General features: G+C 39.5%; 24 protein-coding genes. 19 read left to right on the forward strand and 5 right to left on the reverse strand.

The features are described 5' to 3' along the window. The 9 genes from BTO22_RS00050 to rpoC all read left to right on the forward strand — a co-directional run. Window positions 1–166 (forward strand): EF-Tu C-terminal domain-related protein (locus BTO22_RS00050; protein WP_445595388.1); only part of this gene is annotated, 166 nt, incomplete at its 5' end. Between the two features lie 228 nt (window positions 167–394). Further along, window positions 395–772 carry a preprotein translocase subunit SecE gene (secE, locus tag BTO22_RS00055; RefSeq protein ID WP_023604471.1) on the forward strand — a complete coding sequence of 126 codons (378 nt, stop codon included), beginning with the start codon at window positions 395–397 and terminating at the stop codon, window positions 770–772. A gap of 12 nt (window positions 773–784) precedes the next feature. Continuing rightward, window positions 785–1,330 carry a transcription termination/antitermination protein NusG gene (gene nusG / locus BTO22_RS00060; RefSeq protein ID WP_060992739.1) on the forward strand — a complete coding sequence of 182 codons (546 nt, stop codon included), beginning with the start codon at window positions 785–787 and terminating at the stop codon, window positions 1,328–1,330. Between the two features lie 118 nt (window positions 1,331–1,448). Then, window positions 1,449–1,877 carry a 50S ribosomal protein L11 gene (gene rplK / locus BTO22_RS00065; RefSeq protein ID WP_060992738.1) on the forward strand — a complete coding sequence of 143 codons (429 nt, stop codon included), beginning with the start codon at window positions 1,449–1,451 and terminating at the stop codon, window positions 1,875–1,877. Window positions 1,878–1,881: 4 nt separating this feature from the next. Beyond that, window positions 1,882–2,586, forward strand: coding sequence for a 50S ribosomal protein L1 (rplA, locus tag BTO22_RS00070; RefSeq protein WP_105053811.1), 705 nt, complete (start codon window positions 1,882–1,884; stop codon window positions 2,584–2,586). A gap of 243 nt (window positions 2,587–2,829) precedes the next feature. Continuing rightward, entirely contained in the window at window positions 2,830–3,324 is a 495-nt protein-coding gene (gene rplJ, locus BTO22_RS00075; RefSeq protein WP_060992736.1) for a 50S ribosomal protein L10, read from the forward strand. A 55-nt stretch (window positions 3,325–3,379) separates the two neighbouring features. Beyond that, window positions 3,380–3,748, forward strand: coding sequence for a 50S ribosomal protein L7/L12 (rplL, locus tag BTO22_RS00080; RefSeq protein WP_105053812.1), 369 nt, complete (start codon window positions 3,380–3,382; stop codon window positions 3,746–3,748). Window positions 3,749–3,980: 232 nt separating this feature from the next. Beyond that, window positions 3,981–8,009, forward strand: a complete 4,029-nt coding sequence (gene rpoB, locus BTO22_RS00085) for a DNA-directed RNA polymerase subunit beta (protein ID WP_105053813.1) — start codon at window positions 3,981–3,983, stop codon at window positions 8,007–8,009. A 71-nt stretch (window positions 8,010–8,080) separates the two neighbouring features. Beyond that, window positions 8,081–12,286 (forward strand): DNA-directed RNA polymerase subunit beta', encoded by a 4,206-nt coding sequence (rpoC, locus tag BTO22_RS00090; protein WP_105053814.1) that lies wholly within the window; start codon window positions 8,081–8,083, stop codon window positions 12,284–12,286. An 80-nt stretch (window positions 12,287–12,366) separates the two neighbouring features. Here rpoC and BTO22_RS00095 read toward each other — a convergent pair whose 3' ends face one another. Then, window positions 12,367–13,308, reverse strand: a complete 942-nt coding sequence (locus tag BTO22_RS00095) for a curlin associated precursor, CsgA like protein (protein WP_105053815.1) — start codon at window positions 13,306–13,308, stop codon at window positions 12,367–12,369. A 22-nt stretch (window positions 13,309–13,330) separates the two neighbouring features. Next, window positions 13,331–13,900, reverse strand: a complete 570-nt coding sequence (locus tag BTO22_RS00100) for a curlin subunit CsgB (RefSeq protein ID WP_105053816.1) — start codon at window positions 13,898–13,900, stop codon at window positions 13,331–13,333. 258 nt (window positions 13,901–14,158) lie between these two features. Here BTO22_RS00100 and BTO22_RS00105 point away from each other — a divergent pair, with 258 nt between their 5' ends. The 4 genes from BTO22_RS00105 to BTO22_RS00120 are packed head-to-tail and all read left to right on the forward strand — an operon-like array spanning window position 14,159 to window position 16,528. Next, window positions 14,159–14,800 carry a LuxR C-terminal-related transcriptional regulator gene (locus BTO22_RS00105; protein WP_105053817.1) on the forward strand — a complete coding sequence of 214 codons (642 nt, stop codon included), beginning with the start codon at window positions 14,159–14,161 and terminating at the stop codon, window positions 14,798–14,800. Then, a complete protein-coding gene (locus BTO22_RS00110) occupies window positions 14,800–15,261 on the forward strand; it encodes a curli production assembly/transport protein CsgE (RefSeq protein ID WP_105053818.1) in 462 nt (153 codons plus the stop codon). The genes BTO22_RS00105 and BTO22_RS00110 overlap by 1 nt, the downstream gene beginning before the upstream one ends. Before the next feature lie 9 nt (window positions 15,262–15,270). Continuing rightward, window positions 15,271–15,672: a curli assembly protein CsgF gene (locus tag BTO22_RS00115; RefSeq protein WP_105053819.1), complete on the forward strand. Its 402-nt coding sequence runs from the start codon at window positions 15,271–15,273 to the stop codon at window positions 15,670–15,672. A 22-nt stretch (window positions 15,673–15,694) separates the two neighbouring features. After that, window positions 15,695–16,528 carry a CsgG/HfaB family protein gene (locus BTO22_RS00120; RefSeq protein WP_105053820.1) on the forward strand — a complete coding sequence of 278 codons (834 nt, stop codon included), beginning with the start codon at window positions 15,695–15,697 and terminating at the stop codon, window positions 16,526–16,528. A gap of 47 nt (window positions 16,529–16,575) precedes the next feature. On the opposite strand, the gene rsd is transcribed toward BTO22_RS00120, so the two are convergent. Beyond that, window positions 16,576–17,058: a sigma D regulator gene (gene rsd, locus BTO22_RS00125; protein ID WP_105053821.1), complete on the reverse strand. Its 483-nt coding sequence runs from the start codon at window positions 17,056–17,058 to the stop codon at window positions 16,576–16,578. Window positions 17,059–17,220: 162 nt separating this feature from the next. Here rsd and nudC point away from each other — a divergent pair, with 162 nt between their 5' ends. The 3 genes from nudC (at window position 17,221) to BTO22_RS00140 (ending at window position 19,771) form a co-directional block, all read left to right on the forward strand. Beyond that, a complete protein-coding gene (gene nudC, locus BTO22_RS00130; protein ID WP_105053822.1) occupies window positions 17,221–17,997 on the forward strand; it encodes an NAD(+) diphosphatase in 777 nt (258 codons plus the stop codon). A gap of 136 nt (window positions 17,998–18,133) precedes the next feature. Beyond that, window positions 18,134–19,201, forward strand: a complete 1,068-nt coding sequence (gene hemE, locus BTO22_RS00135) for a uroporphyrinogen decarboxylase (protein ID WP_060992724.1) — start codon at window positions 18,134–18,136, stop codon at window positions 19,199–19,201. A 117-nt stretch (window positions 19,202–19,318) separates the two neighbouring features. Continuing rightward, on the forward strand, window positions 19,319–19,771 hold the full coding sequence (locus BTO22_RS00140; protein WP_060992723.1) for a tellurite resistance TerB family protein: 453 nt from the start codon (window positions 19,319–19,321) through the stop codon (window positions 19,769–19,771). A 41-nt stretch (window positions 19,772–19,812) separates the two neighbouring features. Here BTO22_RS00140 and BTO22_RS00145 read toward each other — a convergent pair whose 3' ends face one another. Then, window positions 19,813–20,727 carry a D-2-hydroxyacid dehydrogenase gene (locus tag BTO22_RS00145; RefSeq protein WP_060992722.1) on the reverse strand — a complete coding sequence of 305 codons (915 nt, stop codon included), beginning with the start codon at window positions 20,725–20,727 and terminating at the stop codon, window positions 19,813–19,815. Between the two features lie 71 nt (window positions 20,728–20,798). On the opposite strand from BTO22_RS00145, the gene BTO22_RS00150 reads away from it, so the two are divergent. Continuing rightward, window positions 20,799–21,392 carry a YjaG family protein gene (locus tag BTO22_RS00150; protein WP_060992721.1) on the forward strand — a complete coding sequence of 198 codons (594 nt, stop codon included), beginning with the start codon at window positions 20,799–20,801 and terminating at the stop codon, window positions 21,390–21,392. Between the two features lie 97 nt (window positions 21,393–21,489). On the opposite strand, the gene BTO22_RS00155 is transcribed toward BTO22_RS00150, so the two are convergent. Beyond that, window positions 21,490–22,551 (reverse strand): CNNM domain-containing protein, encoded by a 1,062-nt coding sequence (locus BTO22_RS00155; RefSeq protein WP_060992720.1) that lies wholly within the window; start codon window positions 22,549–22,551, stop codon window positions 21,490–21,492. Between the two features lie 221 nt (window positions 22,552–22,772). Between BTO22_RS00155 and BTO22_RS00160 the strand changes: the two genes are divergently transcribed. Then, window positions 22,773–23,045 carry an HU family DNA-binding protein gene (locus BTO22_RS00160; protein WP_060992719.1) on the forward strand — a complete coding sequence of 91 codons (273 nt, stop codon included), beginning with the start codon at window positions 22,773–22,775 and terminating at the stop codon, window positions 23,043–23,045. A 39-nt stretch (window positions 23,046–23,084) separates the two neighbouring features. Then, the gene (locus BTO22_RS00165) at window positions 23,085–23,789 is read left to right on the forward strand and encodes a DUF1481 domain-containing protein (protein ID WP_105053823.1); all 705 of its coding nucleotides are present in this window, start codon (window positions 23,085–23,087) and stop codon (window positions 23,787–23,789) included. Window positions 23,790–23,833: the final 44 nt, after the last annotated feature.

Raw genomic sequence — 23,833 nt, forward strand, 5'->3', positions numbered from 1 at the left:
CGATATCACACTTCCAGAAGGTGTTGAAATGGTAATGCCTGGTGACAACGTTCAAATGACGGTTGAGCTAATCGCCCCAATCGCAATGGACGAAGGTCTACGCTTCGCAATCCGTGAAGGTGGCCGTACAGTTGGTGCTGGTGTTGTTGCTAAAATCTTTGCTTAAGATTTGACTAAGTACTAATAAAAAGGGCATCATTCGATGCCCTTTTTCTGCGTTGTATTGTGTGTTGTTTTATTTTTGCTCTACAATTTTAAGAAAATGCAGAGCACAGCGCAGATAAATTAGCAAATCGCTGGTTTATAGTATGAAGAGAGTAAGGTATATTTACTCTTGTTTTTGAATTTCTGTCTAATGATAGAAAATGATTTTAGTTATGTCACAGGTTGGTTTATGAAAACAAATACTGAGACGACAGAAACTTCAGGCGCAGTTGATACAATTAAGTGGTTACTAGTTTTAGTACTACTTTCTGCTGCGGTTATTGGTAATTATTTACTAGCTGATTTATCTGTTGTTATTCGAGCTGCCGGTGTAGTTGCATTGATTGCTGCTGCTGGTGGTATTGCTGCCTTCACAGCAAAAGGTCAAACTGCAATTGCATTTGCTCGCGAATCAAGAATGGAAGTACGTAAAGTTGTTTGGCCTACGCGCCAAGAAACAACACAAACAACTTTCATTGTTCTTGCTGTATGTATCGTAATGGCTCTGATTTTATGGGGTATTGATGGTATTATGGTTAGACTAATTGGCTTAATCACAGGTGTTTGAGGATAAGTGATCATGAGTGAAGCTCCAAAGAAACGTTGGTATGTAGTTCAAGCCTTTTCAGGTTTTGAAGGTCGTGTATCACAATCGTTACGCGAACATATTAAAATTCATAACATGGAAGAGTTATTTGGCGAAGTACTTGTACCAACTGAAGAAGTGGTAGAAATGCGTGCTGGCCAACGTCGTAAAAGCGAACGTAAATTTTTCCCAGGTTACGTGTTAGTGCAAATGATCATGAATGATGAATCATGGCATTTGGTGCGTAGCATTCCACGTGTTATGGGGTTCATTGGTGGTACTTCAGATCGCCCAGCACCAATCACTGATAAAGAAGCGGATGCTATTTTAAATCGTCTTGAACAAGCGAGCGAAGCTCCTCGTCCTAAGACATTATTTGAAGCAGGTGAAGTGGTTCGTGTTACTGAAGGTCCATTCGCTGACTTTAATGGTACTGTTGAAGAAGTCGATTATGAAAAAAGTCGCATCAAAGTATCTGTTTCTATCTTTGGCCGTGCAACTCCAGTTGAACTAGAGTTTAGTCAAGTAGAAAAAAACTGATCGAAAAATCAGCAAAGCTATTGTAAAGCGCGCGGATTATTATTATACTTTCGCGCGTTTTTGTTAACGGGGAGCTAATCCAGTTGGATGGCGTTTGAACCCAAAATTAGGAAATATTATGGCTAAGAAAGTTGAAGCTTATATCAAACTGCAAGTTGCAGCAGGTATGGCGAACCCAAGTCCACCAGTTGGTCCTGCTCTAGGTCAACACGGTGTGAACATCATGGAATTCTGTAAAGCGTTTAACGCAAGAACAGAATCTGTTGAGAAAGGTCTACCTACTCCAGTTGTTATCTCTGTATACAACGACCGTTCTTTTACGTTTGTAACTAAGACTCCACCTGCTGCTGTTCTTCTTAAGAAAGCTGCTGGCGTTAAGTCTGGTTCTGGTCGTCCAAACAGTGAGAAAGTTGGTACTGTTACTGACGCTCAAATTCAAGAGATCGCAGAAACTAAAGCTGCGGACATGACTGGTGCTGACATTGAAGCTATGAAGCGTTCAATTGCTGGTACTGCTCGTTCAATGGGTCTAGTGGTAGAGGGTTAATAGAATGGCTAAACTTACTAAGCGTATGCGTAATATCCGCGAAAAAGTGGAAGTTACTAAAGACTACGAAATCAATGAAGCTGTTGCTCTTCTTAAAGAACTAGCTACTGCTAAATTCAATGAAAGTGTTGACGTTGCTGTTAACCTTGGCATTGATGCACGTAAATCAGATCAAAACGTACGTGGTGCAACTGTACTACCTCACGGTACTGGTCGTGATATCCGTGTTGCTGTGTTCACTCAAGGTGCAAATGCAGAAGCTGCTAAAGAAGCTGGCGCTGATCTAGTAGGCATGGAAGATCTTGCTGAGCTAGTTAAGAAAGGCGAAATGAACTTTGACGTTGTTGTTGCTTCTCCTGATGCAATGCGCGTTGTTGGTCAACTAGGTACTATCCTAGGTCCTCGCGGTCTTATGCCAAACCCTAAAGTTGGTACTGTAACTCCTAACGTTGCTCAAGCAGTTAAAAATGCTAAAGCTGGTCAGGTTCGTTACCGTAACGACAAAAACGGCATCATCCATACTACTATCGGTAAAGTGGATTTTGATGCTGCTCAACTTAAAGAGAACCTAGAAGCTCTTTTAGTTGCACTGAAGAAAGCAAAACCAACTTCAGCGAAAGGTACTTTCCTGAAGAAAGTAAGCATCTCTACTACAATGGGTGCTGGCGTATCTCTAGATCAAGCGACTCTAGATACTGCTACAAACTAATTTGCAAAAGCGTAGAATTTGTGTATAATTTTGCGCTTATCAAATTTATGGTTGGGGCTGTTTGATTTTTAATTGAACAGTCTCCGTCCAAGACCGTAGGCGCTCGAAAGAGCTTAATAAAACCTGCGTAGACGGTGCCCGAACTAAAAGCTAGTTTATTAAATTGGTTTTCTGGGACTGCATCGTAATTACTCTCCTACATTTTGTAGTGAGTGGTGTAATCACAACCAGAGGTTAATCCAAATGGCTTTAAATCTTCAAGACAAAAAAGCAATTGTTGCTGAAGTCAACGAAGCAGCCAGTGGTGCACTTTCTGCAGTTGTAGCTGATTCTCGTGGCGTTACTGTTGGCGCGATGACTTCTCTACGTAAACAAGCGCGTGAAGCGGGTGTTTACATGAGAGTTGTTCGTAACACTTTAGCACGTCGTGCAGTAGAAGGTACTCAGTATGAGTGTCTACAAGACACATTTACTGGTCCATCTCTACTTGCATTCTCTAACGAGCACCCAGGTGCTGCAGCACGTCTTTTTAAAGACTTTGCTAAAGAGAATAAAGACTTCGAGATCAAAGCTGCTGCATTTGAAGGCGCAGTTACTGATGCTGATGTACTAGCGACACTACCAACTTACGACGAAGCTATCGCACGCCTAATGATGTGCATGAAAGAAGCTTCTGCTGGTAAACTGGTACGTACTATCGCTGCTGTTCGTGATCAAAAAGAAGAAGCTGCGGCATAAGCCCTGCTTTATTTGATTACAAAATAAATTATTGTTGACTTAAAAGAGAATTGTTATGTCTATTACTAACGAGCAAATCCTAGACGCAGTTGCAGAAATGTCTGTAATGCAAGTTGTTGAGCTTATCGAAGCTATGGAAGAAAAATTCGGTGTTACTGCTGCTGCTGCAGTAGTTGCTGGTGGTGCTGCAGGCGCTGACGCTGCTGAAGAGCAAACTGAATTTGACGTTATCCTAACTGCTGTTGGCGGAAACAAAGTTTCTGTAATCAAAGCAGTTCGTGGCGCTACAGGTCTTGGCCTGAAAGAAGCTAAAGGTCTTGTAGACTCAGCTCCAGCACCTCTAAAAGAAGGCGTTGACAAAGCTGAAGCTGAAGGTCTTAAAGCACAGCTAGAAGAAGCTGGTGCGACTGTTGAAATCAAGTAATTATTACTTAGTTTCATAGCCTAACGGCTAATGGCTGGTGGTTTATTAACCACCGGCCTTTTTGCGCTGTAGGGTTTAGGGTAATTTCACACTGTTTAAAGTCCCTATATCCGAGCAAAAAACATAGTCTCAATCAGAGATTATGTCCTACAGAAAACAGTGTTATTAGTCACTGTCCCAACCTTTCGAAGGCGGACGGTTCGGGTCACTTATCAGCGAGCTGAGGAACCCCATGGTTTACTCTTATACAGAGAAAAAGCGCATCCGTAAGGATTTTGGTAAGCGTCCACAAGTGTTGGACATACCATACTTGCTATCGATCCAGCTTGATTCTTTTACTAAGTTTATCGAGCAAGATCCTGAAGGGCAATACGGTCTTGAGGCTGCTTTCCGTTCTGTTTTTCCAATTCAGAGCTATAACGGCAACTCTAAGCTAGAATACGTTAGCTACAATCTCCGTGAACCAGAATTTGATGTTAAAGAATGTCAAATCCGCGGTGTTACATATTCTGCACCACTACGCGTTAAGTTACGTTTAGTTGTGTACGATAAAGACGCACCTGCAGGCACGGTAAAAGACATTAAAGAACAAGAAGTCTACATGGGCGAAATTCCGCTTATGACAGACAATGGTACTTTTGTAATCAATGGTACTGAAAGGGTTATCGTATCCCAGCTGCACCGCAGCCCAGGTGTCTTCTTCGACAGCGATAAGGGTAAAACCCATTCATCTGGTAAAGTTCTTTATAACGCACGTGTAATTCCTTACCGTGGTTCATGGTTAGATTTCGAATTTGATCCTAAGGATAACTTATTCGTACGTATCGACCGTCGTCGTAAATTACCAGCAACGATCATCTTACGTGCACTTCGTAAGACAACAGAAGAAATCTTAGATTTATTCTTCGATAAAGTTGTATTTGAAGTGAAAGACCAAACGCTAATGATGGAATTACTTCCTGAGCGTTTACGTGGTGAGACTGCAACATTTGATATTGAATCGAACGGCAAAGTTTATGTTGAAGCCGGTCGTCGTATTACTGCGCGTCATATTCGTCAATTGACGAAAGACGAAGTAAACTCTATCGAAGTACCAGTAGATTATATTGTAGGTAAAGTAGCTTCTCACGATTATGTGAATGAAGATACTGGTGAGATCATTATCGCGGCTAACCAAGAGTTTAGCTTAGAAGATCTTGCTAATTTATCTCAAGCTGGCCACAAAAAGATCGAAGTGTTATTTACGAATGACCTTGATCATGGTGCATACATTTCTGACACATTACGTGCAGATTCAACTGTTGACCGTTTATCGGCATTAGTTGAAGTTTATCGTATGATGCGCCCTGGCGAGCCACCAACAAAAGAAGCTGCTGAATCATTATTTGAAAGCCTATTCTTCTCAGAAGATCGCTATGACTTATCGACTGTTGGCCGTATGAAGTTTAATAGCTCAATTGGTCGTGATAATGACGAAGGCGCTGGCATTCTTGATGAGACAGATATCATTGAGGTTATGCGCAAACTGATCGATATTCGTAACGGTAAAGGTGAGGTTGATGATATCGATCACCTTGGTAACCGTCGTATTCGTTCTGTGGGCGAAATGGCAGAAAACCAATTCCGTGTTGGTTTAGTTCGTGTAGAACGTGCTGTTCGTGAGCGTTTAAGCCTTGGTGACCTTGATGCAATTATGCCTCAAGATCTTATCAATGCTAAGCCTATTTCAGCTGCAGTTAAAGAATTCTTTGGCTCTTCACAGCTATCTCAGTTTATGGATCAGAATAACCCATTGTCAGAAGTTACGCATAAGCGTCGTATTTCTGCATTAGGTCCTGGCGGTCTAACTCGTGAGCGTGCTGGTTTCGAAGTTCGTGATGTACACGCGACTCACTACGGTCGCCTATGTCCAATCGAAACACCTGAAGGTCCAAACATCGGTCTAATTAACTCATTATCAGCATTCGCACAATGTAACGAGTATGGTTTCCTAGAAACTCCATACCGTCGTGTTGTTGATGGTGTTGTTACTGAAGATGTTGATTACCTATCTGCTATCGAGGAAGGTACTTTTGTTATTGCACAGGCGAATGCCGTGTTAACAGAAGAAGGTACTTTCGCTGATGAATTAATCATCGCTCGTCAGAAAGGTGAATCTGGACTGCACCCACGTGAACACATCCAATATATGGATGTCGCGACAAACCAAGTTGTATCTGTAGCTGCATCGCTTATCCCGTTCCTAGAACACGATGATGCGAACCGTGCCCTAATGGGGGCGAACATGCAACGTCAAGCCGTTCCTACACTAAGAGCTGATAAGCCTTTAGTTGGTACTGGTATTGAACGTAATGTAGCTGTTGACTCAGGTGTAACTGCTGTTGCTAAACGTGGCGGTATGGTTCAGTCAGTAGATGCTTCTCGTATCGTTATTAAAGTGAACGAAGAAGAATTGGTACCTGGCGAAGCTGGTATCGATATCTACAACTTAACTAAATACACTCGTTCTAACCAAAATACGTGTATCAACCAACGTCCTACAGTACTTCCTGGTGAACCTGTAACTCGTGGTGATGTACTTGCTGATGGTCCTTCAACGGATCTTGGTGAGCTTGCACTTGGTCAGAACATGCGTATCGCGTTCATGCCTTGGAATGGTTATAACTTCGAGGATTCAATCCTTGTATCTGAGCGTGTAGTTCAGGAAGACCGTTTCACGACAATCCATATTCAAGAACTATCTTGTGTGGCTCGTGATACTAAACTTGGTTCAGAAGAGATCACTGCAGATATCCCTAACGTAGGTGAAGCTGCACTGTCTAAACTTGATGAATCAGGTATTGTTTACATTGGTGCTGAAGTTAAGGGTGGTGACATCCTAGTTGGTAAAGTAACACCTAAAGGTGAAACTCAACTGACTCCTGAAGAGAAGCTACTACGAGCTATCTTTGGTGAAAAAGCATCTGATGTTAAAGATTCTTCTCTACGTGTACCAAACTCTGTTTCAGGTACTATCATTGACGTACAAGTATTTACGCGTGATGGTGTTGAAAAAGATAAACGTGCTCTAGAAATCGAACAAATGCAGCTTAAAGAAGCTAAGAAAGACATTACTGAAGAATTCCAGATTCTTGAAGGTGGCTTATTAGCACGTGTTCGCACACTTCTACTTGCTGCAGGTACTTCTGAAGTTAAGCTTGATGCGATGGATCGTAAGCAGTGGTTAGAAATCACTCTTGATGATGAATCACAACAAAATCAACTTGAGCAGCTTGCTGAGCAATATGATGAGCTTAAAGCAGAGTTCGATAAGAAATTCGAAACTAAACGTCGTAAGATCACTCAAGGTGATGATCTTGCTCCGGGCGTACTGAAAATCGTTAAAGTTTACCTAGCGGTAAAACGTCGTATTCAGCCTGGTGATAAGATGGCGGGTCGTCATGGTAACAAGGGTGTAATCTCTAAGATCAACCCTGTTGAAGACATGCCTTATGATGAAAAAGGTCAGCCAGTAGATATCGTACTGAACCCACTGGGTGTACCTTCTCGTATGAACATCGGTCAAATTCTTGAAGTTCATATGGGTCTTGCTGCGAAAGGCGTTGGTGATAAGATCAACCAAATGCTTAAAGAGCAACAAGAACTACATAAGTTCCGTAACTTCTTACAAAAAGTATACGATCTTGGTGAAACTCGCCAAGAAGTAGACATCGCTGCATTGTCTGATGACGAAGTTCGTACATTAATTAAGAACTTACGCGGTGGTTTACCAATCGCAACACCAATCTTTGATGGTGCTCCAGAAGCATCAATTAAAGAACTATTAAAACTTGTAGATCTGCCAGAGTCTGGTCAGTTGAAACTGTTTGATGGTCGTACTGGTGATGCGTTTGAGCGTCCTGTAACTGTTGGTTACATGTATATGCTAAAACTAAACCACTTAGTTGATGACAAGATGCACGCACGTTCTACCGGCTCTTACAGCCTTGTAACTCAGCAACCACTTGGTGGTAAAGCTCAGTTCGGTGGTCAGCGTTTCGGTGAGATGGAAGTATGGGCACTTGAAGCATATGGTGCTGCATATACCTTACAAGAAATGCTAACCGTTAAGTCGGATGACGTGAACGGTCGTACTAAGATGTATAAGAACATCGTAGATGGCGATCATCGTATGGAACCTGGTATGCCGGAATCATTCAACGTATTGTTGAAAGAAATCCGCTCACTTGGTATCAACATCGAGTTAGAAGACGAAGAATAATCTCATTGAGATTGTCCGGTAGAATATAAGGCGCTCGCCGAGCGCCTTTTTTCTCCTTACAGGAGCCGAATGTGAAAGACTTATTAAAGTTTCTGAAAGCACAACATAAGACTGAAGAATTTGATGCAATCAAAATCGGTCTTGCTTCACCTGACCAAATTCGTTCATGGTCTTTTGGTGAAGTTAAAAAGCCAGAAACAATCAACTATCGTACCTTTAAGCCAGAACGTGACGGTCTTTTCTGTGCACGTATCTTTGGCCCAGTTAAAGACTACGAGTGCTTATGTGGTAAATATAAGCGGCTGAAGCACCGTGGTGTTATCTGTGAAAAATGTGGCGTAGAAGTAACGCAAACTAAAGTTCGTCGTGACCGTATGGGCCACATTGAACTTGCGTCTCCTGTTGCACACATCTGGTTCCTTAAGTCACTTCCATCTCGTATTGGTTTGTTAATGGACATTCCTCTACGTGATATCGAACGTGTACTTTATTTTGAATCATATGTGGTTACAGAGCCAGGTATGACTGACTTAGAGCGCAGCCAACTTCTTTCAGAAGAAGAGTACCTTGATAAGCTAGAAGAGTTCGGTGACGAATTCACTGCTAAAATGGGTGCTGAGGCGATTAAAGATTTGCTTGGTTCTATGGACATGCAAGCTGAAATCGAGAACATGCGTGAAGAGCTAGAAACAACTAACTCTGAAACAAAACGTAAGAAACTGACTAAGCGTTTGAAACTTGTAGAAGCGTTCGTTCAATCTGGTAATAACCCAGAGTGGATGATCTTAACTGTACTACCAGTTCTTCCGCCAGATCTTCGTCCTCTAGTTCCACTAGATGGCGGCCGTTTTGCTACGTCTGATCTAAATGACTTATACCGTCGTGTGATCAACCGTAACAACCGTTTGAAGCGTCTTTTAGACCTAGCTGCACCAGATATCATTGTACGTAACGAAAAACGTATGCTGCAAGAGTCTGTGGATGCGCTGCTTGATAACGGTCGTCGTGGTCGTGCGATTACAGGTTCTAATAAACGTCCTCTGAAATCTCTTGCTGATATGATCAAGGGTAAACAAGGTCGTTTCCGTCAGAACTTGCTTGGTAAACGTGTAGACTACTCTGGTCGTTCTGTAATTACAGTTGGTCCATACCTTCGTCTACATCAGTGTGGTCTTCCTAAGAAGATGGCACTTGAACTATTTAAGCCATTTATCTACAGCAAACTAGAAGGTCGTGGTCTTGCTACGACAATCAAAGCAGCTAAGAAAATGGTCGAGCGTGAAGAAGCGATCGTTTGGGATATCCTAGATGACGTAATTCGTGAACACCCAGTACTGCTTAACCGTGCACCAACACTTCACCGTCTTGGTATCCAAGCGTTTGAACCAGTACTAATCGAAGGTAAAGCGATTCAGCTTCACCCACTAGTGTGTGCGGCATATAACGCCGACTTCGATGGTGACCAGATGGCGGTACACGTACCTCTAACTCTGGAAGCTCAATTAGAAGCACGTACCCTAATGATGTCGACGAATAACATTCTGTCGCCAGCATCAGGTGACCCAATCATCGTTCCTTCTCAGGATGTTGTATTAGGTCTGTACTACATGACACGTGATAAAATTAACGCGAAAGGCGAAGGCATGTACCTTGAAGGTTTTGCTGAAGCTGAGAAAGCATACCGTACAGGTTGTGCAGAGCTACATGCTCGCGTTAAAGTTCGAATCACAGAAGTTCTTCGTGATGAAAACGGTATTGAAACTCGTGAAACTAAACTGGTTGATACGACTGTTGGTCGTGCAATGCTATGGCAGATCGTTCCTGAAGGTCTTCCTTACAGCATCATTAACCAGAAGTTAGGTAAGAAGCAAATCTCTAACCTACTAAACGAAGCATATCGTTCTCTTGGTCTAAAAGACACCGTAGTGTTTGCTGACCAAATCATGTACACCGGTTTCGCATACGCAGCATTGTCTGGTGCGTCTGTTGGTATCGATGACATGGTTATTCCTGATGCTAAGTACACTAAAGTTGCTGATGCAGAAGAAGAAGTTAAGCAAATTCAAGAACAGTACCAATCTGGTCTTGTAACTGCAGGCGAACGTTACAACAAAGTTATCGATATCTGGGCAGCAACGAATGAACAAGTTGCTAAAGAGATGATGGATAACTTGTCTTCAGAAACTGTGCTTAACCGCGATGGTGAAGAAGAGCAACAAGAATCGTTTAACAGCGTTTACATGATGGCCGATTCCGGTGCTCGTGGTTCTGCAGCTCAGATTCGTCAGCTTGCTGGTATGCGTGGTCTGATGGCGAAACCAGATGGTTCAATCATCGAAACACCGATCACGGCGAACTTCCGTGAAGGTCTAAACGTAAACCAATACTTCATCTCAACGCACGGTGCGCGTAAAGGTCTTGCCGATACAGCACTTAAAACAGCGAACTCAGGTTACCTGACTCGTCGTTTAGTTGACGTTGCTCAAGATGTTGTCGTTCACTTAGATGACTGTGGAACACTGGAAGGTGTAACCATGATCCCTCTAATTGAAGGTGGTGATGTTAAAGAGCCTCTACACGAGCGTGTTCTAGGTCGTGTGGTTGCTGAAGATGTATTGAAACCAGGTACAGATGAGATCCTTCTTCCACGTAATACGCTTCTTGATGAGAAGCAGTGTCAAATCGTTGAAGAAAACTCAGTTGACCAAATTAAAGTACGTTCAGTAGTAAGCTGTGAAGCTGACTTTGGTTGTTGTGCTAACTGTTACGGTCGTGACTTGGCTCGTGGCCACATGGTAAACCAAGGTGAGTCAGTAGGTGTTATCGCTGCTCAATCAATCGGTGAACCTGGTACACAGCTAACGATGCGTACGTTCCACATCGGTGGTGCGGCATCTACGGCAGCAGCAGACAACAGCATTCAAGTTAAAACGACAGGTTCAATTAAACTTCATAATGCTAAGCACGTAACAAATGGCGAAGGTAACTTAGTTATTACTTCTCGTGCTTCTGAATTGACAGTTATTGACGAGCATGGCCGTACAAAAGAGAGCTATAAGCTTTCTTACGGTACTATTCTTTCTAAGAAAGATGGTGATGCAGTGGTTCAAGGCGATAAGATCGCAGCTTGGGACCCGCATACAATGCCAATCATCACAGAAGTACAAGGTCAAGTTCAATTCGTGGACATGATTGATGGTGTGACAATTACGACTCAAACTGATGAGTTAACAGGTCTATCTTCAATTGTTATCCTTGATGCGGCTGAGCGAGCTTCTGCTGGTAAAGACATGCGTCCAACAGTGAAACTTGTTGATGCGAATGGTCGTGACATCATGATCCCTGGCACAGAAATGCCAGCACAATACTTCCTACCTGGTAAGGCGATTGTTAACCTTGCAGATGGTGGTAACGTAGGTATCGGTGAAACACTAGCTCGTATTCCTCAAGCGTCAAGTGGTACTAAAGATATTACCGGTGGTCTTCCACGCGTTGCGGACTTATTTGAAGCTCGTAAACCTAAAGAGCCAGCAATTCTTGCTGAGCACGCAGGTATTGTTGCGTTTGGTAAAGAAACTAAAGGTAAAGTACGCTTATTGATCACTCGTGACGATAACAACGAAGTTTATGAAGAAATGATTCATAAACACCGTCAACTTAACATCTTTGATGGTGATAAAGTTGAACGTGGCGATGTTATCTCTGATGGTCCAGAAACTCCGCACGATATCCTACGTTTACGTGGTATCCATGCAGTGACTGAATACATCACTAACGAAGTTCAAGAAGTATACCGCTTACAAGGCGTTAAGATTAACGATAAGCACATTGAAACTATCGTTCGTCAAATGCTACGTAAGTGTACGATTACACATTCTGGCGACTCTACCTTCCTTGAGGGTGAGCAACTAGAATTCGCTAACGTAACGATTGCAAACCGTCTGCTTGAAGCGGAAGGCAAACAACCAGCTCGTTTCGAACGTGATCTACTAGGTATTACTAAAGCGTCTCTTGCTACTGAGTCGTTCATCTCTGCTGCATCGTTCCAAGAAACGACGCGCGTACTTACTGAAGCAGCTGTTTCTGGTAAGCGTGATGAGCTACGTGGTCTGAAAGAAAACGTAATCGTTGGTCGACTAATTCCAGCGGGTACAGGTTTCGCGTACCACCAAGAACGTCAAAAGCAAAAAGCAGCATCGCAAGAAGCGCCATCTGCTGAGCAAGCGACTGATAACTTAGCAGCACTATTGAATGCAGGTTTCTCTTCTGAAGACTAATTGATTTCGATATACGCTAAATAAAAAGCCCTGCAGAAATGCAGGGCTTTTTTTATATTACAATGTATTTAAAAAGAAATTTAAAATTGTACAACAAATACATCATTACTATTACTATTCGTTAATGTCACATTAGCAATATCATTGTTCGTTTGAGCGACGGCAATAAGGTTTTCAGAAGAATTAGCTAACGATACAGTGGCAACTGAATCATTACCAAATTGACCTACATAAACTTCGTTCAAGTTACTATTCATTGAAAGGTCAACATCTGCGCTATTTCCATCCCCCCATTGACCGACTGCCGCCAAGTTATTATAGCTATCATCAATATTTATATCTGCTTTGACATTATTACTTCCAAATACATTTACATAAGCTTCATTATCTGAGGCATTAGTACTAATTGTTATATTAGCTGTATTATATGAACCGCCCATGAAATTAGTTTCAGTATAGTTATTATCTCCTTGGATACTTGTCATTGCACTATTATTAGTACCACCATCTACATAGATAATTGAATCATTACTATTACCATCTTGGTGTATTTCTAAGGGACCGTTATTATCAGCATTCATTAATCTTATATTTGCTCTGTTTAGATCGCCATCTTGTTCAATTAATGCGTCATTTTCATTACTAGAGTCTGCAACGATTCTCCCTAGGTTGTTCATTCCATCTTGCTCTACATCAAAGTTATTTAGCTCACTACCTTGTCTAGCCTTTATTACCCCTTTGTTGTTTTCACCATCTTGATCTATATCTAAGACATTTCCATGACTGCCGTTACGAACTCTAACTTTTGCTTTATTTTCATTTCCGAATTGTGTGACCCCTACAAGATTACCGTCCGAATTACGAATTAAAACATTAGAGTCATTTCCCGGTGTACCTGGTGAGAATTGGATAACACCAACTACATTACCTTCTGCATTGTGTAAGGTAGTATCTGATGTATTATCAGCATAAACTGCACCAGAAAGTAAGATGGTTGAGATTGCGATTGCTAGCTTTTTCATAATAAACTTCCTTGAAATGATTTTAATTTATGATGGATATGAATTTATCCATTCCATTTACTAAGATAATTCCTTGATTGCCAGTCTGATTAATGGAAAAACCTGCACCATTATTTTTATTCACTGCCGCTGCAATATTTGAATCACCTGTTTGGTTTACTACATTTTGTTTATCATTACCCGTTTGTCTTAAATGGGCTATATTGTCATTACCATTTTGTAAAATAGCGCCTTCATGGTTGGTTCCCCATTGATCTAGGGAGGCGGAATTATTATTACCATTTTGAATGACTAGCCCTGTATTGTTACTTCCAAGCTGCAATACTGACGCTGTATTGTTATAACCAGCTTGTTTTACTTTTGCTTTATTATTTCCCACTCCATTTATATTATGTTGGACAATAGTTATTCGAGAATTTGTCGAATTCGTCAGTTCTACGATGGCATTATTGCTATGACCAGTGTTGAGCTCTGATAATTCAGTTAGCTCGTTAGGTGCATTAAATTCATTAATACCTAAGTCTAAATCTGCATATGTATAACTACTGACAGCCACTAATAAATAAAGATAATTTACTGATAATTTTTTCATATCAGTATCCCTCTTTTCTTGATAGCTCACTTGCTACTTAAAAAGTATGGAATTTACTCAGAGAAGCACCATAAACTTTATTATGATATTTATTAATAATATAAATAAACTAAAGGACTAGAGGTTCTGTTTTTATTGTTATTATTTTTTTCTCAAAAGTGAAACAAACGATAAACTACTTAGTTAATACTTAATAATTCGGTGGATATATAGTCTTTTTGAACTAGTTTTAAGTAACAACATTTATGGAGGGCTGAGATGAACATTTATTATTTATCTTCAAACCCAACTTTGTACTCTTCTTTACTTATTGATTTATTAGAGAAAACATCTAATAAAAAGATAATGGTAGTTGACTGTGAGGTACTAAGTACTAAAGGAAATCAAGATGATGAAATGTTAGTTATTTTGGATTTTAAAAATCAAACAGATAGTAAATATAAGCAATATTTATCTGTAATAACGGAGTATAAGATAAAGGCGAAAGAAATATTATTTAATGTAACAGACGAGAATATAACAAAAAATATAATGAAATATCCCAGCGTTGTCGGCGTTTTTTATGAAAGCGATAATGTAAATATTATATCAGAAGGTGTTAAAAAGATAATTGATGGTGAATTGTGGCTTAGTCGTAAAGTCACGAATGATTTAATTTCAATATATCGTTCAAAACAAAATGGGATATTAACGACATCAGTATCTCTAACAGCTAGAGAAAAAGAAATATTACAACTTCTTTCATTTGGTTCATCAAATGTTGATATAGCGAGCACTCTTTTTGTTAGTGAAAATACAGTTAAAACACATTTACATAATGTATTTAAAAAATTAAACGTGAGAAATAGATTGCAAGCAATGATCTGGGCTAAAGGTTATGATTTTGAAGGATTAAAATAATGAAATTTTATATTTTATTTAAAATATGCATTTTCTTTTTATTTCCTCTTATTGTTAACGGTGCTGAAAATAAAATAATTTTAGAGTCACCAAAAGCTTTAGAAGAGAGCAGTATTGATGAGGTTGATGATCTTATTGAAATTGATGGATTAATAATAGACAGAACATTAACTCGTCTAGGTAAAGATTTTTATTTTTCTTTTTCGATAAAAATGAACAGTAAGCACAATGATTTAGACGTCAATCTAACGGTAAAAGAAAGGCCAACAGCATTATCAGGAAGCATAATAGGGGTTTATCATTTTGACAAAGTTATCTATCGAGGAGCGCTTTCTCCCGGTCAAAGACAAGCAGAAGAGAAAGCAGAGCAAGCTATAGAGGCGGTGGACAGATATATTGTTAGGTGGCAAACAGAGAAATTGTTTAAAGATACGTATGATCTCGATTTTCCAGAGATCTAAGGATATAACATGAAAATAAGGATGATTTTTTTTATTTTATTTAGTGCAATTATAAGCTTAAGCCACGCTAGTGAACTTGTATATACACCAGTAAATCCTAATTTTGGAGGGAACCCTCTAAATACAACTCATTTGTTTGCTGGTGCAAATGCGATTAATGATTATAAAGGGCCACAAGATGATTCATTATTCGAACAAGAATCAGCACTAGATCGTCTGACTTCAAGCTTAGAGTCTCGCCTAATTAGTCAGTTACTTGCTGATGTTGGTAATGGTAATACTGGACAACTAGTTACCGATGATTTCATCTTAAATATTGTTGATGATTCAGGGGCATTGCTTATTCAAATTGTTGATAAAGAAACGGGTGAAACTTCTGAGATACAGGTTAGTGGGCTCACTCCAGATTAATTTCTAAGCTAAGGAATCAGCAATGAAATATTCAATATTACTTTTACTACTTATAGTTTCAGGTTGTTCTAACTCAATTGATGTGCCAGATACTTCTGAGCTGCCAACATTAATGCAGCGTGGTGCAAGTTATGTCGACCTTATTTCACTACCTAAACCACAAGGGAAAATTTATGTCTCTGTTTATGATTTTAGGGATCAAACAGGACAATATAAACCTCAACCAAACAGTAATTTTTCAACAGCTGTACCACAAGGCGGAACGGCCCTTCTAACGATGGCATTGCTTGATTCTGAATGGTTTTTTCCATTAGAAAGACAGGGTTTACAAAATCTATTAACAGAAAGAAAAATTATTCGGGCTGCACAGAAAAAACAGGAATCAATTAGTAATCATGGTTCAACATTACCTTCCTTATTGTCTGCAAATGTAATGATAGAAGGTGGCATTGTTGCTTATGATTCTAATATTAAAACTGGTGGGGCAGGTGCTCGATATTTAGGTATTGGTGGCTCTGGTCAGTATAGAGCGGATCAAGTAACAGTAAATATCAGGGCTGTAGATGTTAGAAGTGGAAAAATTTTAACAAGTGTAACGACAAGTAAAACGATTTTATCTTATGAAGTGTCTGCAGGAGCATTTAGATTTGTTGATTATAAAGAATTGTTAGAAGTAGAATTAGGTTATACAAATAATGAACCAGTAAACATAGCGTTAATGTCAGCAATTGATTCTGCTGTTATCCACCTTATTGTTAAAGGTATTAAAGATGGTTTATGGCGTCCGGCTAATCCTGCAGGAATCGAAAACCCAATATTCCGTAAGTATGCCTCAGAAACCAATCAAATATTATAAGATCATATAGAGTGTTTAAATATAATCTAAACACTCTATTTACTTTTTTAAGCACCTGGTGGGTGGCTTAAACTCGTTGAAATCTGTTCAATTAATCCATCTTCTAGTTCAAATCTCATTTCAATAATCTCACCTAACGCTGAAAAATCTTTATCAAAATCCTTCAATAGAAGATCTTCATCGTCTTTTGAGTACTTATCGGTGAAATTAAGAATTGGATCTGTTGTTTTGGTGATGTTTGCGTATAGCTGGCTCATTTCTTCCGTTGGAGAAAAGCCTGTCGCATCCCATTTGGCCATCACCATATTGTAGATTTTGAAATGCCCTTCAGAAATATAGTCAATGAGATGTTGAGTGAAAGATTGGATTTCAGAAAATGGTGGGAGAGAGGATGTTGACGTATCAAATGGAGGAAGGCCTGCCAATTTACAATATTCAACCAATAAGTCTTGGCGAGTTGATAGCCAATGGTCAATAACGTCGTTATTCCCGCCCCATTGTTCTTGGAATTGATTTAGTTTAGTAAGCATAACGATATCCTTGTAGTTGCAAGCAATAAACTAACGCTTTATATCAATACCTAAGTAATTTCAAAATGCGGTTTCAGTAAGAATTACTAAGGTATACACTCATTATTATGTTTATTAAGATTGCCAGTAAATATTGATTGCTGCAAGAGGGTTATGATAAAGATGTTAGACCAACATACAAAAGCGTATTGGTGTGTCGTAAATGATTCTGCAGTTTGGTTGGAGGGGAAAACACTTCCTTATGGTAGCGCTGTTGATTTGAATTTGCCTTTTGAAAGTGCAATATGTATTGGTAATTATGATAATCATCTGGTGATGTGGCTGAACGATGAGCATATAGAACAAGCGGTAGAATTTACTAACTTAAGAGAGCTACTACTCGTTAAGGAGTCACTTTTCTTAATGATAAGTAAGGCTATTCAATATGGTTTTATGGCTCGTGAATTTCGTTTTTGTCCTCAATGTGGTGGTCGAACACAGCTCAATCTTAATCAAATAGCAATGCAATGTAATGAGTGCCGAAAGTTACATTACCCTCGAATATTTCCTTCAATTATTGTTGCCATTCGTAAAGATAACTCGATTCTATTAGCTCAACATCAAAGGCATAAAGGCGGTTTATTTACTGTATTGGCAGGTTTTGTTGAAGTTGGGGAAACGCTAGAAATGGCAGTTGAACGTGAGGTATTTGAGGAAACAGGTATCAAGATAAAAAATATTCGTTATGTGGCCAGTCAGCCTTGGGCATTCCCTTCAAGTCTTATGATGGGTTATATGGCAGATTATGATTCTGGAGAAATTAAGGTGGATCCCAATGAGTTGGTCAAAGCTGACTGGTATTATCAAGCTAATTTACCTGAGTTAGCACCAAAAGGAACGATAGCCAGGTCGCTAATAGAATCAACGCTTGATGAAATTAACGCAAGTAAAGAATATTAATTAATCGACTTTCTGACTAAGAGCTCAGGTATTGTAAAATATAGAAGATTGGTTAAATATGACCTCGATAGCAAAGGTGGGCTTTTGTTCATCAAATTGAATGCTACAATAGCGAGATCTAATATGAGGAAAGATCATGACAGAATTAAAAAATGACCGCTATTTACGTGCGTTATTAAAGCAACCAGTAGATTACACTCCAGTTTGGATGATGCGCCAAGCTGGTCGTTACCTTCCAGAATATAAAGCAACACGTGCAGAAGCCGGAGACTTTATGTCTTTGTGTAAAAATGCAGAACTTGCTTCAGAAGTAACACTTCAGCCTTTACGTCGTTTTCCTCTAGATGCAGCCATTTTATTCTCAGATATCTTAACAATCCCTGATGCAATGGGATTAGGACTGTATTTTGAAGCCGGTGAAGGTCCTAAATTTGAACGACCAATTACCTGTAAAGCAGATGTGACTAAAATTGGCCTTCCAGATCCAGAAGGTGAGCTACAATATGTAATGAATGCGGTCCGTCAGATCCGTAAAGATCTAAAAGGCGAAGTGCCCCTGATTGGTTTTTCTGGTAGCCCTTGGACACTAGCGACATACATGGTTGAAGGTGGAAGCTCAAAAGCATTCACTAAGATCAAAAAAATGATGTATGCAGAGCCAGCAACATTACATCTATTGTTAGACAAACTAGCAGATACAGTTATTGAATACCTAAACGCGCAAATTAAAGCGGGTGCACAATCAGTGATGGTATTTGATACATGGGGTGGTGTATTAACTCCTCGTGATTATAATGAATTTTCATTGCAGTACATGCATAAAATTGTTGATGGTTTAATTCGTGAAAATGAAGGACGCCGTGTTCCAGTTACGCTATTTACTAAAAATGGTGGTATGTGGTTAGAATCAATTGCAGCAACAGGTTGTGATGCTGTAGGCCTTGATTGGACAATTAACATTGCAGATGCAAAAGCACGTATAGGTGATAAAGTTGCTCTACAGGGCAATATGGACCCATCAATTCTTTACGCACAACCTGAACGAATTCGTCAAGAAGTTGGTACAATTCTGGAAGGTTTCGGTAATGAAGGCACTGGCCACGTATTTAACTTAGGTCACGGTATTCATTTAGATGTTCCGCCTGAAAATGCAGGAGTGTTTGTTGAAGCGGTGCATGATTTATCTAAGCCATACCATAAATAAAATCTTAGTTTAAAGATTTAATCGCGAAAGGAGACTCATTGCAGTCTCCTTTTTTATTGGAACAGAGATATACTTTTGTTGTCATAGAAATAACTAGAAAACTTAAAAGAGGCCATTATGTTTAAAAAATTACAAACCTTATTGCGAAAAGTAATGCATGATGGAACAGATAGCGGTGCGACAGATATTGCCTCTATGCATTTAGCGATGGCATCTTTGTTATGTGAAGTGTCTAGAGCGGATCATCAAAGTGATCAAAGAGAAGATGATGCAAAACTTCAATTGCTTATGAAGCTGCTTGATATTAATGAAGAGCAAGCCAAGCAGTTATTAATTAAAGCAATAAGTAAGAGTAAAGCATCGGTATCTCTTTACGAATTTACAACGAAGCTTCGTGCTCTAATGCCACAAGAGCGTTATGAATTAATAGAGGCTATGTGGTCTGTTGCTTATGCTGATGGAGTGATTGAACCTATGGAAGAGGCCGTTATTCGTCAGGTTGCTGATCTGATTTATCTTGACCATTTAGAGTTTATTCGTGCCAAGTTATCTGCCGCACCCAAAAAATAACTCTATTTAAAAGCCTGTAAATTTACAGGCTTTATTATTTTTTAATACCCTTTATCAAAATCAATCAAATTAAGTAAAGAGAACCCATCACGCCAACGTAGGTAATTGATAGAGAATTGATCGAAAACTTGCTCTGGAAAACTTATAGCAGCAATGTGTGGAGTCACTGTAATGTTTGGGTGGCACCAGTATGGGCATTCTTGAGATAATGGTTCATTAATAAATACATCCAGAAAAGCGTGAGAAATGGTTTTATTCTCCAATGCATGTAATAAACCATAATTATCTAATACTTCTCCACGACCCACATTAAATAATAAAGCTCCGTTTCCGTGATTTAATGTCACTGTATTTAATAAATCTATCGTTTGTTCTGTTTTGGGAAGAGTGCTAACAATGACATCTGCTTGTTTAAAGGCGGTGTTAATCTCAGTGATGTGGAAGACTTGGTCAAAAGGAGATTCTTTTGGTGGGATCCCCGAACGGTTAATTCCGTAAACAGTAAAACCAAGCGCTTTGGCAGTAACTGAAAGATAGCACCCAATAGAGCCAGTACCTAAAATAACCATAGTTTTGTTTGATAATGAAGTATAGCTATGAGGTTGCCATTGCCTCTCATTTTGTTGCTTGGCATATTGAGTGAAATGACGAAAGTACTGAATGCAATAACCTAAAACATATTCTGAAATTTGTTGACCAAAGATCCCCTTTACGTTGGTAAGATCATAATCCTGCCTTAAATGCGGTTGTACTAGAGCGTCGATACCAGAAAAAGTCGATTGAAGCCATTCAACCCGTTCACATTGGTTAAGAAGGTCTGTAATAAGTGGCGGATCGGCAAGAATAATGTCTGCTTTTCTTAGATCATGACAAATTTCAAGATCAGGAAGATCTGATTGCTCAAAAAGTGAGAGGTATTTCCCTTTTTCTTTTGAAATGATAAGTAATTTATTCATAACCTTCCTTTTGTCATTCGTGGTTATCAAGTACACTTAAAGCGTCATTTTTTTATAGTGTAGAATCGTATATGTTACGCAATCCTATCCAAGTTCGTTTAGAAAAATTTGAACCATGGCAACAAATAACTTTTATGGCTTCTTTATGTGAGCGTATGTACCCAAACTACGCGCATTATTGTGAAGCAACAGGCTTTGCTGAGCCTCAAACCTATCGAGTTATTCTAGATAGTATTTGGGAGCTGTTGACCGTTAAAAATGCCAAGATTAATTTTGAACGTCAATTAGAAAAACTTGAAGAAATGATCCCTGAGTTAAATGATGACTCAATTTATCTAACTTACCCTGCTATCGATGCGTGTGTAGCATTGTCTACTTTCTTACATGGGATTTTAGATCGCGATGTATTAGAAGATGCTATGTTTAAAGTTAGTCAACTATCAGTAACGACAGTTGCTCAATTAGTTGAAGCACAAACAGGTGAAGAAGTTACAGATGAAAATCAAAAAGAGATCGAAGTGATTTGTGAAGAATGGGATGTTCAATGGGCCATCTTCCGACCACTGCGTGAAGCTGAAGAGCGCGATATTGATTTAATTAAAGATTTACGCCAAGAATTAAGAGACGAAAATGTGAGTAATATTGGCCTAGAGCTGCAATATTAATTTTTTGTCTTCATATAAAAAAACCGATGGAAATTCATCGGTTTTTTTATGTTTATCTAAAGGGGCTTGCTAACACCTTTATGTTTACACTCGCTTTTTAGCGCTCTTCTTCGTCTGTATTATCAATTACACCGTGTTTCGTTTTCCAATTTGTCCAACGTTGTTGAGCAAGTTGCTGCATATCTGTTGTTTTGTCTGCCTCATCAATGATTTCTTCGCCGACCATATATTCAAATATATCTTCAAGGGTTAATAAACCTTGGACCGTACCGTATTCGTCAATAACTAAAGCAAGCTGTGCTCTATGCTTCATTAAGTGCTCAAATGCTTTTGGTAGGGTAGACGTACTAATTACAACTTGAATTGGACGCATGATAGAGCCTAGAGGACGTTTTCCTTGACCTTCGTGCATTGCAGAGAACAACTCTAAGCGATGAGTAAAGCCAATGATATTATCGCTGTCTTCACTGTAAACTAGCGGGCGAGAGAATGGCGTATCCATGTGTTCTTTTAGGAAGCCTTCAACCGTCATTTCTGCATTCACACGAAACAATACTGTTCTTGGTGTCATTACTTGAGTTACAGGGACATCTTTAATATTTAAGATGTTTGTTAATATTTTAGATTCACCTTCAGCGAACTCACCATTCTCCTTTGCAAGAGTTGCCATCGCAGCAATTTCATCTCTTAACTTAGGTGCTTGATGACCACGAGCTAAGCGTTTCGTTAATTGTTCAGATGCCCACACTACAGGAGTTAATAATAAAACCATCCAATAAAGCATTCTTCCTGCTAGTGGTGCAAGTTGGCGCCAATAAGTTGCTCCAATTGTTTTTGGAACAATTTCTGAGAATAATAAAATTGCGAACGTTAAGAACGCAGAGAAAACACCTAACCACTCACTACCAAAGACGATAGAGGCTTGAGCACCCGATGCAGCAGCACCTGCCGTATGGGCTATTGTATTTAGCGTTAAAATTGACGCTAAAGGGCGATCTACATTATTTTTTAATTGCGTTAATCTTTCTGCAGAAGGATGATTTTCCTGTCGCATTTGAGCTAGGTAGCTAGGACTGATACTGAGTAAAATAGCCTCAAGAACAGAACATATAAAAGATACGCTGATGGAAATGGCGATATAGATGGATAAAATAAACATTATTAATCTCAAAAAAAGTAAGCAAGCCCTTATAAAATGGGTGCTCATTGACCAAAATACAATGACTCAGAAATGAAAATTAGTAACAAATTGTGAGACGTTACTCAGTTTGTGCCTAAAGAACACGCATTCTGTAGCAAGAAGCGTGACAAACCTTTGCCAGATGGGGGCTTTATGCATTAGAGTTAACGGGATTTTAAAAAAATAGAAGGGAAACCCTAATGAATAAAACCCAGTTAATTGACGCTATTGCTGAAAAAGCAGACCTATCAAAAGCACAAGCAAAAGCAGCCCTTGAAGCGACTCTAGAAGGCGTAACTGGCGCACTTAAAGATGGCGAACAGGTTCAACTTATTGGCTTCGGTACGTTTAAAGTAAACCACCGTGCAGCTCGTACTGGTCGCAATCCTAAGACTGGCGAAGAGATTCAAATCAAAGCAGCTAATGTTCCAGCATTTGTTGCAGGTAAAGCACTGAAAGAATCAGTGAACTAAGCTATACTCTGCCGAGTTAACCCTTAACTCGGCATTTTTATGAAGCGCATTCTATCTACCTTACTTCTTTCCGTTTTTCTTTTTGGGTGTTCATCAAACCCATCAGATGAGCAACGCATTAAATCTGTTACTTTTACTGGTGGTCAAATTCAAGGCGATGCCACAAGTTATTACTGGTATACCCGTCGACTGCAACAACCTCTTAATGCCTCAGATTATGTGACCAGGGGAAATTATGGTTGGTACAAAACTACTTATCGTTGGGAAAAAAATGTATTGGTTGAAGCCGTCAGAGAAGGAGAAATGCTAGATAGCTCCGATGAACTAATTCCTTACATGATGCACGTTCGTTATAACGGCAATGGTGAAGCGGTATATCAACGTTATCGTAAAGATGGCCGTATTTTTCCATTGATGCCAAATCAGTTAGCCCAATTTCAAGACCAATCGAAATATTTGATTACTAAGGTTGAAGGCCTAGATAAAGAAAATGCTTCTTTATATCAAGGCGAGTGGGATGGCGAAACATTTTATTCTTGTGATGGTAAGCAATACGATCAATTAGAGTTTAATCAAATATTGCCTAACTTTGTGGTGGCACGGTTATCTGGCTTAGATAGCTTTATTTCATTTTTAGGTGAAGAAATTGACCGAGATAAAAAAGTGTTGAAGATGTCAGAGCTATTGCTACTAACGGATGACAGCTATAAGTGTGTAGAGCGTCCAAATCTTATTGAAGATTAGTTCTAGCCGCTATTAGGGATGAATAAAAAAGGCACTATACAGCT

Origin of the sequence: Aliivibrio sifiae (assembly GCF_002954705.1) — a bacterium.
Lineage (GTDB): Bacteria > Pseudomonadota > Gammaproteobacteria > Enterobacterales > Vibrionaceae > Aliivibrio > Aliivibrio sifiae_A.